The organism is Caballeronia udeis (assembly GCF_001544555.2).
Taxonomy (GTDB): Bacteria; Pseudomonadota; Gammaproteobacteria; order Burkholderiales; family Burkholderiaceae; genus Caballeronia; species Caballeronia udeis.
In genome coordinates, this window is the sequence record NZ_FCOK02000009.1 from 174,443 (window position 1) to 188,179 (window position 13,737).

Consider the following 13,737-nt stretch of genomic DNA (forward strand, 5'->3'; position numbering starts at 1 on the left):
ATGCTCAACCCGCCGATAACGTGTGAAGCTTGCCCCTGCAGTGTGTCAAAACAACAACGCCCCGTGCGCCTGACGGCGCACGGGGCGTTGTTTTAGCTTTAATCGAGCGCCCGATCAGGCAGCGCTCAAAACAGCGTCATCGAACCTGAGAATCAGCTCGCGTTGACTTCGCGCAGAACGGTGCGGCGCTTGGCGCGCAGCAGTTCTTCGTACGTGTGAACATAGCGGGCAGCCATGACTTTCGACGAGAAACGCGTTTCGAACGCCTTGCGCACCTTGGCGCGCGGCAGCGTGTCGAGTCGCTTCACCGCAGCGATTGCGCTCAGTTCGTCTTCCACGACAAAACCCGACACGCCGTTTTCGATCACTTCCGGCACCGATCCGCGATTGAACGCGATCACAGGCGTACCGCAAGCCATGGCTTCGATCATCACCAGGCCAAACGGCTCCGGCCAGTCGATCGGGAACAGCAGCGCGTGTGCGTTGCCGAGGAATTCGGTCTTCTGCTGCTCGTTGATTTCGCCGATGTATTCCACGTGCGGCAGCGCGAACAACGGCTTGATCTGCTCTTCGTAATACGCGCGGTCGGCGTTGTCGATCTTCGCCGCGATCTTGATCTTCATGCCCGCTGCCCCAGCAATCCGGATCGCCCGGTCAACCCGCTTTTCCGGCGAAATGCGGCCGAGGAACGCGAGGTAACCCGGCTCCACGTTCGGGATCGGCTTGAGCAGGTTTTCCGGCAGGCCGTGATACACGGTCGAAAGCCAGTTGGCTTGCGGCAACGGCTGACGCTGGTTGTCGGAGATCGAAACAACCGGCGCATCATTGAACGTGCTGAAGATCGGCTGCAGTTCCGGCAGGTCAAGACGGCCGTGCATGGTCGTCAGGAACGGCACCGGCTGGCGCGAGAACAGCGAGAACGGGTAATAGTCGATGTGAAAATGCAACACATCGAATTCGTCAGCGCGGCGGCGCACTTCTTCCAGCAACAGCATGTGCGGCGCCATCGTGTCGCGGATGGTCGGGTCGAGGCGCAGCGCTTGCGGCCAGAAGGCTTCGAGCTTCGCCGACGTTTGCGAATCACCGCTCGCGAACAACGTGACGTCATGACCAGCCTCAACCAGCGCTTCGGTCAGATAGGACACCACGCGCTCCGTGCCACCGTAGAACTTGGGGGGGACGGCTTCGTGAAGAGGCGCGATTTGAGCGATTCGCATGTCGGAAACTCCTAAATATGTCAGGCAAAATTGATGCGCTTGGCATCGGTCGTTAAATCAAGCGAATCGCCCACCCGGGTTCGGCACGGTGCTGGTGTCTCCAGCGGAATGGCCGATAGCACGAGAAAAAATCGCGATGCTTCGCTGTTTGCTTGGGGTGCTGCTGGTGCTTCGGGTGTCGGGCGTCTGTTTCAGAGCGTGATCAGGCAGAGCAAGATCGATTCCATCTCGTAAATTCAGCGCACCCAGCCATAAACGCACAACCTACGGAGCCGTTGACCGGAACCTACAACAACCTGTCAAAACGACTAAGGGGAAACCCGGGTGAAGTATCCCGGTTTTTACACGGTTTCCTACCTGGCATTTCAACTTATTTACGTTGTTACACCGTCGATACACTTTGCAAACCCTTGTTTATCAAGGCTGTTCTACGCTGGTCGACATGAATCCGAACCGGTCGCAGCCCGGCGCGAGACGCCAAAGCGCTGCGACACCCAACAGATCCGGCCAAGCCATGACCGACCCGCTGGCTACCGGATTTGCCATTAGCGGCGCTGTGCAGGTAGCGGGACCGCGACGTGCTTTCACCCTCCCAGGGGCATAGTTCTCAGCTCCAACTCGTTCACGTCGAGGTACTGCGGACAGCACAGCGCGAGCCGTGTGCGGACCGTGGAAGGTGCAGGACGCGTCGCCAGCGGGCATTGATTGCCCGGTTCGGGCGACGCACTTTTGCTGAAAATCAGCCTTGGCTGATGGATATGCACCACGGAAAGCATTATGCGAGACGATTTGGCTCGCTACACTCGCTACAATTCAGCAATCGGTGCTGCACGCTTGTCGCCTCGCTCTGGTCAGACACGCCGCATGCGGCCACGGTGAAGCATCGCGCTCAACCGCTCTACTCAACAAAAAAGACCATTGGACCAACTCACCGTCTCTCAGCGTAACGTGCACAACGCGAAGCTAGCGAGCTATGCAAGCCGCCCGCTGGCCTTTCTGTTTCGTTACATCCGCCGGCATCCGGTCGCGCACACCATCGTCCTGGTCAGCGTGCTGTCCGCTGTCGGCTGCGCGCTCGCCTCGCAGTACGCGATCAAACACCTGATCGATGTGCTCGGCCAGGGCCGCGGCCATCCCGGCCCGCTCTGGGCCGCCTTCATGATCCTGGTCGGCCTGATCGCCGCCGACAACATGCTGTGGCGGGTCGGCGGCTGGGTCGGCGCGCATACGTTCGTCGTCGTGACGGGCGACTTGCGGCGCGACCTGTTCTCCTACCTCAGCGGCCATTCCCCCACCTACTTCTCCGAGAAACAGCCCGGCATGCTCGCCAGCCGGATCACGGCGACATCGAACGCAATCTATACCGCCGAAAACACCATGGCGTGGAACGTGTTGCCGCCGTGCATCGCGGTGATCGGTGCGATCGTGATGATCGTTGCGGTGAATCCGCTCATGGCCTGCTGCCTGATGCTGGCTTCGGCCATTCTCGCTTTTGTGCTTTACCGGCTGGCCGGTCGTGGTTCGGCACGGCACCACACGTTCGCCACGAAAGCCGCGTCTGTAGACGGCGAGCTGGTCGACGTGATCGGCAACATGGCGCTGGTACGCGCATTCGGTATGACGTTTCGAGAGCAAAAGCGCTTTGGCTCGACGGTCAAGGCCGAAATGGTCGCGCGTCAGCAAAGCTTGCTGTATCTCGAGAAATTGCGGCTGTTCCACGCGGTCGTCACCGCGATTCTCTCGGCCGGGCTGCTCGGCTGGGCGTTGTGGCTGTGGTCGAAGGGGCGAGCCACGTCCGGCGATATCGTGCTGGTCAGCTCACTCGGCTTCACGATTCTCCACGGCACGCGCGATCTGGCTGTTGCCCTCGTGGATGTGACGCAGCACGTCGCGCGTCTGGCGGAAGCCGTGCAGACGCTGCTGGAACCGCATGGCATGCCCGACCGGTCCGACGCTACGGAGCTTGTGCAGCAAGGCGGCCGGGTGGATTTCGAGGAAGTCACGTTCGCGTATCCGCGCCGCCGGCCGATCCTCGATAAATTCAACCTGCACATCGAGCCGGGTCAGCGCGTTGGCCTGATCGGCAAGTCGGGTGCGGGGAAATCGACCGTGCTCGCGCTGCTGCAACGCTTCTATGAAGCGCAGGGCGGCGCCATCAAGGTCGACGGGCAGGATATCTCGCTGATCACGCAGGACAGCCTGCGGATGTCGATTGCGCTCGTGCCGCAGGACATTTCGCTGTTCCACCGCACCGTGTACGAGAACATTGCGTACGGCCGGCCGGACGCGTCGCGCGAAGAAGTGCTCGCCGCGGCCCGCGAGGCGCGCTGCTCGGACTTCATCGAAGCCATGCCGGAAGGGTTCGACACCATAGTGGGCGACCGTGGTGTGAAGCTGTCGGGCGGACAGCGTCAGCGCATTGCCATCGCCCGCGCAATCCTGAAAAACGCGCCAATCCTGCTGCTGGACGAAGCTACGTCGGCACTCGATAGTTCGTCCGAAGAAGCGATCCAGCAGGCGCTCGACCGGCTGATGGTCGGCCGCACGGTGATTGCAATTGCGCACCGGTTGTCGACGCTGCAAGGCTTCGACCGGATTATCGTGATGAGCGCCGGCAAGGTGATCGACGACGGTTCGCCGGAACAGTTGCGCAACCGGCCGGGGTTATATCGGGAACTGCTCTCCAAGCAGCACGGCAAGTTGCCGCCGACGACCATGCCCTCGCAACAACTTGCGGCAAAGGCTGAGTCGACCTGAGCTTGCGTCGGCAAGACTCGAGCAACTCGCAATAAAAAAACCGCTTCGGATTCATCAGACCGAAGCGGTTTTTTTACGCCTGCAGATCGCGCATGAAGTTGTCGCGCCAGACGGACACGTTGTTCTCGCGAAGCTGGGCGAACATGTCCGCGTACCGGACCTGCCGCTCGTTCAGCGGCATGGCGAGGGCCGTGGCGAGCGCGTCCGCCATGCCGTCGATATCGAGCGGATTCACGATCAGCGCGCCGTTCAATTCCTGCGCCGCGCCCGCGAATTGCGACAGGACGAGCACGCCGGGATCGTCGGGATCCTGTGCCGCCACATATTCCTTGGCGACCAGGTTCATGCCGTCGCGCAACGGCGTGACGAACCCCACATGCGACGCGCGGAACAACGCGGCCAGCACAGGCCGCTCATATTGCCGATGGATATAGCGGATCGGCGTCCAGTCGAGCTCGGCGTACCGCCCGTTGATGCGCCCCGATTCCGCCTCGAGCTGCAACCGGATGTCGCGATAGGTATCCATATCGGCGCGCGTGGGTGGTGCGATCTGCACGAAGGAGACGTTGTTGCGCTGCGTCGGCTGATGTTCCAGCAGCTTTTCGAACGCACGAAAGCGCTCGACCAGCCCCTTTGAATAATCAAGCCGGTCGACGCTCATGATCAGCTTGCGATCGCGCAGCGTCGTCTTGACGGTCTGCACTTCGCGTCCGCTTTCACCGTCTTTGGCGAGCGACGCAATCTCGTCGGGATAAACGCCGATCGGGTAGGCCGCCGCCCGCAGGGTCTTGCCGAAAGCGCTCACCGCGTTCGGCTGGCCGGCAATACGCAGGACCGCGCCGTTCGCTTCCGTCTCGATGTAGTCGCAAAACGCGCGCAGATCGGGCGCCGTCTGGAAACCGAGCAGGTCGAAGGAACACAGCGCCTCGACCAGCACGCGATGGCGCGGCACGCTAAGCAGAACCTGCGCCGCCGGAAACGGAATGTGCAGGAAAAAGCCGATGCGGTTGGTCACGCCCTCATCGCGCAGCGCCTGGGCAAACGGGATCAGGTGATAGTCGTGGACCCAGATGACATCGTCGGCTTTCAGCAGCGGCGCCAGTTGCTTCGCGAGCCAGCGGTTTACGCGGCAATATCCATCGAATTCATCGCGGTCAAACTGGATCAGATCCGGCCGATAGTGAAACGCCGGCCACAACGTGGCGTTCGAGAAGCCGCGGTAGTACTGGTCGTAATCGCGCTGCGCGAGGCCAATGGTCGCGAATGTCACCCGGCCGCGCTCCTCCAGGGTGATGCCTTCGGGCGGCTCCGTCACCACGTCGCCGCTCCAGCCGAACCACATGCCGCCGGTTTCCTTGAGCGCGTCGTAGACCCCGACCGCCAGACCGCCGGCCGCCGGGCCGCCTTCGGAAATTGGCGCGACCCGGTTCGAAACAATGATCAGCCTGCTCACGAACGCGTCCCTTTGGAACCTTCAATTCCCGCAATACGCTGCAGCCAGTCGAGCAGCGCGCCAACCGACTCCACCCGCGAATGCGCGAGCGTGTCGCCGGCCCCGACCTTGATCGAGACCCCGTTACGCTCGTTCACCACCGCGAAGCCTTTCTCGTCCGTCAGATCGTCGCCGATAAACACCGGCCGGCGACCCGCAAACGGTGGTTCATTGAGGAAGGCACGCACCGCACGGCCTTTATCGACGTCCTTCGGCTTGATTTCGTAGACCATCTTGCCGGGCTGCAGCACATAGGCGTCGGCGTATTGGGCGACGAGTTTCTCGGTCACCTCGCGCGCCGCCAGGCCGCGCTCCGGCGCATTGCGGTAATGCAGCGCAAGCGCCGCGCCCTTGATTTCCAGCAGCATGCCCGGATTGGCCGTCACCGCGCCTTCGAGCACGTGTTCCATGCGCAGCAGGCGCTCGTCGTTGAAACCCACGCGCTGGACATCCGCGTTCGAGTCGCGCCGCTCGGCGCCGTGCAAACCCGCCACGGGCAAATCGGGCATTGAAAGAAACGAGTCGATGCTCTCGATCCCGCGTCCCGACACGATCGCCACCGCGCCGTTGGTCGCGCGGCGCAATGCGCTCAGGATGGCCGGCACGACCGGCGGCACGGTGATGCCGTCCGGCGTGGGTGCGAGTTCGACGAGCGTCCCGTCGAAATCGAAGAAAAAAGCGGTGGTGGCAAGCGGAAAATTGTCTGGGAGGTTTTGCATCGATATCTGCCTTTCAGCCGGAGAAAGACCGGAAAAGTGTGCGCATGTTACCGCGCTTTGTAACCCCGTCTGGGAAAGCGGCGCTGGACGCTACGTTGCACGCTCATGCGGCGAGCCAGCACCGGACGCTACGTCCGCGCTTCACGCGGCTTTCAAATCTGCTTCGACCAGCTTTCAGTCTTGCCTGGCACGGCTGCGGCATAACGCCTCGGCCACGTGCCGGCGCGGGTGTACGCCCGGCGTAAGCTTCTATTCTGAGATAGAGTCGGCACCCGGATGGCTTCAAGGACCACTTCTTGATGACCCGTCCGCGTTGCCGCCTTGATGCACCCACCCTCGTCCGAGTTGCAAAATGTCTTCCTGGTTCAGTTTTCAACCCAAGGGCTGGTTCGCCGCACTGCTCGCCGCCCTGTTCCTGAGCACGGGTCTTGCTGCGTGCTCGCGCCCTGATACGACACCCTGGAAGCTGACCGATGTCAGCGGCCATCTGCCAGACCTGGACTTCAAGCTTACCGACGATACCGGCAAACCCGTCACCGGCCAGTCGTTCCTGGGCCAGACCACGCTGGTTTATTTCGGCTACACGCACTGCCCGGACGTGTGTCCGGAAACCATGGCACGGCTGATGCAAGTCATGCAGCAACTTGGGCCCGACGCGAAAAACACGCGCATTGTGTTCATCACCGTCGATCCCGCACGCGATACCGCGGCGGCCCTGCATGACTACGTGCGCGCGTTCGACGCGCAGCACGCCGTTGGGCTGACCGGTACGGACGGGGCGATCGAGAGCATTGCAAAGCGCTACCGTGTGGCTTACCAGATGGAGAAACGCGATCCTTCCGGCGCGTACGACGTGACGCATAGTTCGGCCGTCTATATCTTCGATACCCACGGCCACGCGCGCCTGCTCGCCACCGAGACCGATTCCATCGAGTCGATCACGCACGATCTGCGCCGCGTGATCGACTCGACCCCGTCCTGATATCGCTCCCTGACGTCCTTAAGCTTTCGAAGTTCGCCCGCGGTTCGCCCGCTGTTCGTCTATGCGCGGCGCATCCAGATGTGCTCAATGTCGTCTTCCACGTGAACATCGGAGATGGGCTCGAAGCCGAAGCCGGCGTAAAAGCCCTGCAATCGCGCTTGTGCGTGCAGGCGTATCGGCTGGCCGGGCCATCGTTCGTGGATCAAATCCAGCGTGCGTTCGAGCATCGCCTGACCTAATCCAATGCCGCGGAAACGGGCTGTGGTCAGCACACGGCCAATGCGGATATCGGCTTCTTCCGCGTCCTCCGTTCCTTCTGCAGCGTTCGGCAGCAGGACCCGCAAATAAGCGGCGAGCGCCGGCCGTGCATCGGCGGAATGTGGATACACGAGCAAATGCCACGCATCCACATCCTTTCCATCGATATCCCCATACACACAATGCTGCTCCACCACGAATACTTCGCTTCGCGCGGCCAGCATGGCGTAGACGTCGAGTGCGCTGAGGTCGTCGAATGGCTTCCAGCGCCAGTCGAATTCGGAAAATGGCTCGGTCATGGGATTTTGTTCGTTTCGGTTCTTCGACGCCGGGCATCGCGGGAAATGAAGACACCGGCAGGCTTCAGCCTCCAATTATGCCGCGCAAGGCAAGCGGAGCATGTGCGCATTGTCGATATGAACAGCTTCACGCGCGCATCCGAATCTCTCGGGATTGCGCGGGCGCGCACGACGACGATCGTGCAGCATCTCGAAGCCTTGCTCGGCGTGCCGCTGCTTCTGCGCACGACACGCAGGCTGACGCTCACCGCCGAGGGCATGCACTACCACGACCGCTGCGTGCGGATCCTGGCCGATATCGACGAAGCCGAGTCAGCGTTATCCAACCGCTCTCAAAGCCTCCGCGGACGGTTGCGCATCGAGATGCCGGGGGCGATTGCACATGCGGTCGTGCTGCCATCGATTGCGGATTTTCACGCGCGCCATCCGCATATTGAGCTTGCCGTGGGCGTCAGCAGCCGGACGGTGGACCTGGTCAGCGACGGCGTGGATTGCAGTATTCAACTCGGCAACCTGCCGAACTCGGGCTTGATCGCGCGCAGGCTTGGCGATATCGAGAGGGTCACGTGCGCGAGTCCCGCTTATCTCAGGCAACGGGGCGTGCCGCGTACGCCCAATGATCTGTCGCACATGTCGGCATCAAGTGCGCGGCGGGTTCGAACCGATACTGCATGGGATTCGATTTCCACGCGGCCGGGAAACTTGCGAAAGTGAAGCTCGACGGATTTCTGCAGATCGACGACGAGCATGGTTGCCTGCTTGCGGACATTGAAGGCGTTGGGCTGCTGCAGCCGAGCCGGCTCGCGGCGGAGCCTTATCTGCGCTCGGGGCAACTGCGTGAAGTGCTGCCGGCGTGGCGGCCGGTGCCGTCGCCTGTGTCGCTGGTGTATCTGGCCGGAAGGCAGATGTCATCGCGGCTGAGAGCGCTGGTCGACTGGCTGTCGGAGCGCTTTGACGAAAACCGCCGTGTGGAAGCCCCGACAGTGACTCAGTGCGTGCAGAGGAAAATGACGGCGATGTCCGGTGGTCCAGAGCGATCAATGGCCGACTTGACCATCGAGCCGCTTTAGCCACTTCGACACGCTCGTCATGTCTGGCCGCTCCTCTGCTTTCGTGACCCGGGTGCCTATCGCTTCATTGCGATGAAACTCCAGCTCACGTCCGCTCGGCGTCCGGCGCTTCGTGGGGCATAGCGAACCGTGGATTGCTGTCCCACTGCCTGATCATCGCTGGGCCGCGCGCAAGCGTGCCAACAGCCCGTGGAGAACGCTCGCTGATGCGGTGCGCGGGCGCTGAGAGTCGCGATGACTGGGCATTCAGTTCAGCCTCAGCTGCAAGGCTGATCGATCTTTCGGCCCTCGGGATTTGGGCCCAGACCACCGTCTGCTTTGATTCGCACAGACACTTGCTCATGGATTTGCCGCGGACGGAATGAGCCGTCGAGTTCCGCACGAATTGCTGCCATGATTGAATCTCACCAAACGCGGTCACTATACGGACCAGAATTGGTCAAGCATTTATGAAATCATTGCTATGACGATCAATTTTGGTCTACATTAAGAACCAAAATAGTTCTTTGGAGATTATCGATGAAAAAGGCTGTCGCAGGTTTCCTGGTCGCCACGGCGGCTTTTGCCAATGCCGGCGTCTACGCGCAAGAAGTCGTGACGGTTGGTCATTCGGCTCCACTAACCGGCCCGCAAGCTGTCAACGGAAAAGACAACGAGAACGGTGCGCGCCTCGCAGTGGAAGATTTGAACAAGAAAGGCGTGGTGGTCGCGGGGAAAAAGGTGACGTTCAAACTGGACTCGGAAGATGACCAGGCTGACCCTAAAATTGGTGTTCAAATCGCCCAAAAGCTTGCTGATAGCGGAGTGATTGCCGTCCTGGGACCGTACAACTCGGGCGTCGCCATTCCGGCGTCGCAGGTCTACCATTCCGCGGGCATCCCGATGCTCCCGGTCGCGTCAAATCCTGCCCTGACCACGCAGGGCTTCAACAACATCTTTCGCATAGGCGCGAGCGACGAGCAACTCGGCGGCACCATGGCCGACTTCGCCGCGAAGACGTTGAAGGCGAAGACGGCGGCGATCATCGACGATCGCACGGCTTACGGCCAAGGTGTCGCGGAACAGTTTGCAAACGTGGCGAAGGCGCACGGCATCAAAATTGTCGACAACCAGTACACCAACTCCAGCGCGACCGATTTCCTCGGCATCCTGACCACGATCAAGGCCAAGAATCCCGACGTGATCTTCTTCGGCGGTTACGCCGCACAGGGCGCGCCGATGGCCAAGCAGATGCGCCAGCGTGGACTCCGGGCGAAGCTGCTCGGCGGCGACGGCATCTGCTCTGCCGACATGGGCAAGGTGGCGGGTGAAGATGCATCGGTCGTGTATTGCGCGCAAGGGGGCACGTCGCTTGACAAAACCGCCGCCGGCCGCGACTTCCTCAAGCGCTATAAGGACACGTATCACACCGATACACAGGTCTACGCCGTCAGCTACTACGACGGCATGATGCTGCTCGCCGACGCGATGGTGAAGGCCGGCACGACCACGGACAAAGCCAGGCTGATCGCGCAACTGGCGAAGACGGACTACAAGGGCATCGCAGGAACATATTCCTTCGACGCGAAGGGCGATCTGAAGGGCGCGCCTACGACCGTGTACATCATCAAGAATGGCTTGCCGGTTGCATACGGTCAGTAATCCACCTGGAGTCGATATGAGAATCACGCAAGCACTCAGCACGGTCGAGGTTCATACCGGCGGCGAGGCGTTTCGCCTTGTCACGAGCGGTCTGCCGAAGATGCCGGGCAAGACCATCGTTGCGCGTCGCGCCTGGCTGAAGGAACACGCCGATCACATTCGCCGCGCGCTCATGCTCGAGCCGCGCGGTCACGCCGACATGTACGGCGGTTACCTCACGGAGCCCGTCAGCGAAGGCGCGGATTTTGGTGTGATCTTCGTGCACAACGAGGGCTACAGCGATCATTGCGGCCATGGCGTGATCGCCCTCGCGACAGCGGTGGTGGAACTCGGCTGGATCGAACGCACTTCGCCGGAAACACGCGTGGGGATAGATGCCCCTTGTGGTTTCATCGAGGCGTTCGTGCAATGGGATGGGGATCACGCCGGCAATGTGCGCTTCGTCAACGTGCCCTCGTTCATCTGGCAGCGTGACGTTACCGTGGCGACACCATCGTTCGGCAACGTCACGGGCGACATCGCGTTCGGAGGAGCCTTCTATTTCTACACCGATGGCGCTCCCTTCGACCTGCCCATCCGTGAATCTGCCATCGACAAACTGATTCAATTCGGCACCGAGGTCAAGGCCGCTGCCAATGCAGCGGTCAAGGTGAAGCACCCCGAGATTCCTGAACTGAATCACGTCTACGGCACGATCATCGCCAATCAAGCGCGGCACGCGGGTTCCACGCAGGCGAACTGCTGCGTCTTCGCCGACCGGGAAGTCGATCGCTCGCCAACTGGTTCGGGCACGGCCGGCAGGGTCGCGCAACTGTATTTGCGCGGCCTGCTGGGCAAAGACGAAACGCTGATAAACGAGTCGGTGATCGGCACGGTATTCAAGGGGCGCGTGCTGAGCGAAACGAAGCTCGGACCGTTCGATGCAGTCATCCCGGAAGTCGAGGGCAAGGCATATATTTGCGGCTTCGCCAACTGGATCATCGACGACCGCGATCCGCTGACCTACGGTTTCCTGGTGCGATGAGCGCGACCAGGTCCTACGGCTTTGGCAGACTGCCTTTGCGCCGGATGATGCATCCCCATGTTCTATATGGGCACATTCTTTTTGTGGAAGCAGCTCCGAGCAAAACTCACGCAGATGGCCAATGCGCCGATGTGCGAATGGTTTCGCGTTTTTTTTGAAGTGGTTAGAGCGGACTTTTTACCACTTTAGCGGCGCATTTCCGTATATGGAAATGCCGCGGACAAAGAAAAAGCCCTGACTTGTCAGGGCTTTTTCTTTGAATCTCTGGAGGCGCGAGCCGGAGTCGAACCGGCCTAAACGGCTTTGCAGGCCGCTGTGATTTTCGAGCAGTCAATGAGTTATCGAAATAAGCCACTCAGATTAATCGCTTCGTTTTCGCGGGTCATGGTCGTTGCCGGCCACCGACCATCGGACGCTCCACAGCATCTTGGTTCGCGTAACGTACCGCCAACCTTCTGCAAGATACGCTGCTGCAGGACGGGGGAGAACGCTCGGATTGGGTCTTTCGCCTGATCCGGAATGTTCGGGTCCGAGCTTGGGCATCTACGATAGATCGTTCGCCTGGATCTCGCCTGCTAGAATCGTGCTCGAATTTTAATCAGGCAGTCCATGAGCAAAAACAGCACCCGTATGCATGAGCTCGACAGCCTCCGGGCGCTCGCAGCAATCGGCGTGATCGGCTGGCATTACACCAATCATTTCGGTGCATCACCTTTACCGTATCTCATGGCGCCGTTCTATCGGCATGGCCTGCTGCTTGTTGACTTCTTCTTTGTCCTCTCGGGCTTCGTGCTTGCGCGGACATATTGGTCAACCGGGCGCTCGTCGGATTTATCCAGCAATGTCAGAGACAGAATCGCACGCATGTACCCATTGCATGTCGCAATGCTGTGTGTCGTCGCAGCCTTGCAATGGGTACTGGTCCATCCACTGGCGAGCGAGCCGTTCATCTATACGTTCAATGACAAGCGCGACTTCGCTCTAAATCTCCTGCTGCTGAACAGGACTGGCCTTGAGCGTGGCTTCTCGTACAACGCGACTTCATGGTCGGTATCAACAGAGTTTGTAGTGAACATGCTTTTCCTGGCGACAATCGCTGCAGGCCGCCGTACCGCAACGGTCGTGTTAGGCATCGGTTTCGCCGTTGCTCTCGCAGCGCTATGGCGCAATAGCCTCATCAGCAGTGGAACGGTGCTCGGAATTGACAACGACATATTCAGAACCATCGTCGGCTTCGGAATAGGCGTCGCCCTTTACCGGTTGGATTGCCATGCGATCAGACGCATGAACTTCAAGAACGGTTTCTATGACTTGATGGCGTCTGCAGCGATCATCGGCTTTCTCTACTACTGCGCCCGAGGGACATTTACGCAGCATTCAGATCTGGCGATCGCCGCTATATGCTTCCCGGCACTCATCGTAGGAGCAACCAGAGGCAGCCTCGTCAAGCGCGCTTTGCTGCTGCCGCCGCTCGTCTATCTCGGCACCATCTCCTATTCGATCTATCTCGTGCACTACCCGTTGCAACTCGCGATTCACGTCGTATCTGTAGCGACGGGAATCGCAATGCCCTATGCCAACGCATTTTTCTTCATTGCTTTCCTGGCCATAACAATTGGTTTAGCTTCAATCACCTATCGGCTGATTGAAGTTCCATGGAAAGAGTTTCTGCGGACACCCAGACGGCAGGTCAGAGTATCTGAATAGCGACCTACTCGGTCGCTCATGCTATTTGTTCCGCGGCGACGTTACTCGCCCGGACGGCGAAAGATAACCCTTTGGCCGCGAAACCGCGCCTCAAATTCGCAGGATTGGCGGCCACACTGGCCGATAACTATCCCGCGCCCTCGGCGGCCCGCGCCAAGGCTGCGGCTCGTTGTATTTCCAGATCGAGCAAGACCGAGTTCAGTTCAGAGACAAGTTCTTGCGCTTGGTCAGGCGTCAATACAACGCTATGTGCTCTGTTGTCCATTCTCCAGGAGTCTGAGAACCCTCGACCGGATAAGCGAATGGTGGCCTGTTCAGTAGTGGATTCGGCGTCAATCTTCCAGCGGCCGGCCGGAATAAGTAAGCGTGGCATCATGGTTTCGCCCGTGTATCGGGTCTGTAAGCGACATGTGTGAATTCGGGACTTCAAAACACCCGCAGGCGTGGTCGCGAAAAACTTTTGTTTGATTATCCAAGTACGCAGGTCGTGCCGGGCTCACTCAGGTAAAAAGCCCCAATCTCCTTTCGAAGATTGGAGCTCGAAGACACTTACTTTAGAAGTCAAAGCTGG

The 13,737-nt window shown here is 60.1% G+C and carries 11 protein-coding genes and 1 tRNA gene; 7 read left to right on the top strand and 5 right to left on the bottom strand.

Annotated features, from left to right (window positions below; translation table 11 throughout):
• Window positions 1-152: 152 nt before the first annotated feature.
• Complete coding sequence (locus tag AWB69_RS09660) at window positions 153-1,217, bottom strand: glycosyltransferase family 4 protein (protein ID WP_062084666.1); 1,065 nt, start codon at window positions 1,215-1,217, stop codon at window positions 153-155.
• A 918-nt stretch (window positions 1,218-2,135) separates the two neighbouring features.
• On the opposite strand from AWB69_RS09660, the gene AWB69_RS09670 reads away from it, so the two are divergent.
• Window positions 2,136-3,974, top strand: a complete 1,839-nt coding sequence (locus AWB69_RS09670; RefSeq protein ID WP_062084668.1) for an ABC transporter ATP-binding protein — start codon at window positions 2,136-2,138, stop codon at window positions 3,972-3,974.
• Between the two features lie 73 nt (window positions 3,975-4,047).
• Here AWB69_RS09670 and otsA read toward each other — a convergent pair whose 3' ends face one another.
• The gene (gene otsA, locus AWB69_RS09675; RefSeq protein WP_062084669.1) at window positions 4,048-5,427 is read right to left on the bottom strand and encodes an alpha,alpha-trehalose-phosphate synthase (UDP-forming); all 1,380 of its coding nucleotides are present in this window, start codon (window positions 5,425-5,427) and stop codon (window positions 4,048-4,050) included.
• Window positions 5,424-6,185, bottom strand: a complete 762-nt coding sequence (otsB, locus tag AWB69_RS09680) for a trehalose-phosphatase (protein WP_062084670.1) — start codon at window positions 6,183-6,185, stop codon at window positions 5,424-5,426. Before otsB ends, otsA begins: the two co-directional genes overlap by 4 nt.
• A gap of 352 nt (window positions 6,186-6,537) precedes the next feature.
• On the opposite strand from otsB, the gene AWB69_RS09685 reads away from it, so the two are divergent.
• Window positions 6,538-7,167 carry an SCO family protein gene (locus AWB69_RS09685; RefSeq protein ID WP_082913324.1) on the top strand — a complete coding sequence of 210 codons (630 nt, stop codon included), beginning with the start codon at window positions 6,538-6,540 and terminating at the stop codon, window positions 7,165-7,167.
• Between the two features lie 59 nt (window positions 7,168-7,226).
• Here AWB69_RS09685 and AWB69_RS09690 read toward each other — a convergent pair whose 3' ends face one another.
• Window positions 7,227-7,724 (bottom strand): GNAT family N-acetyltransferase, encoded by a 498-nt coding sequence (locus AWB69_RS09690; protein WP_062084671.1) that lies wholly within the window; start codon window positions 7,722-7,724, stop codon window positions 7,227-7,229.
• A gap of 45 nt (window positions 7,725-7,769) precedes the next feature.
• On the opposite strand from AWB69_RS09690, the gene AWB69_RS50295 reads away from it, so the two are divergent.
• From AWB69_RS50295 to lhpH, 4 genes are all read left to right on the top strand, one after another.
• On the top strand, window positions 7,770-8,438 hold the full coding sequence (locus AWB69_RS50295) for a LysR substrate-binding domain-containing protein (RefSeq protein WP_269447473.1): 669 nt from the start codon (window positions 7,770-7,772) through the stop codon (window positions 8,436-8,438).
• Entirely contained in the window at window positions 8,435-8,794 is a 360-nt protein-coding gene (locus AWB69_RS50300; protein WP_269447474.1) for a LysR substrate-binding domain-containing protein, read from the top strand. The genes AWB69_RS50295 and AWB69_RS50300 overlap by 4 nt, the downstream gene beginning before the upstream one ends.
• Before the next feature lie 519 nt (window positions 8,795-9,313).
• Window positions 9,314-10,435, top strand: a complete 1,122-nt coding sequence (locus AWB69_RS09705) for a branched-chain amino acid ABC transporter substrate-binding protein (RefSeq protein ID WP_062084673.1) — start codon at window positions 9,314-9,316, stop codon at window positions 10,433-10,435.
• 16 nt (window positions 10,436-10,451) lie between these two features.
• Entirely contained in the window at window positions 10,452-11,459 is a 1,008-nt protein-coding gene (lhpH, locus tag AWB69_RS09710) for a trans-3-hydroxy-L-proline dehydratase (protein ID WP_062084674.1), read from the top strand.
• A 265-nt stretch (window positions 11,460-11,724) separates the two neighbouring features.
• Here the strand turns inward: lhpH and AWB69_RS47555 are convergent.
• Window positions 11,725-11,830 (bottom strand) — tRNA-Ser (locus AWB69_RS47555).
• 238 nt (window positions 11,831-12,068) lie between these two features.
• Between AWB69_RS47555 and AWB69_RS09715 the strand changes: the two genes are divergently transcribed.
• The gene (locus AWB69_RS09715) at window positions 12,069-13,166 is read left to right on the top strand and encodes an acyltransferase family protein (RefSeq protein WP_062084675.1); all 1,098 of its coding nucleotides are present in this window, start codon (window positions 12,069-12,071) and stop codon (window positions 13,164-13,166) included.
• Window positions 13,167-13,737 lie beyond the last annotated feature (571 nt).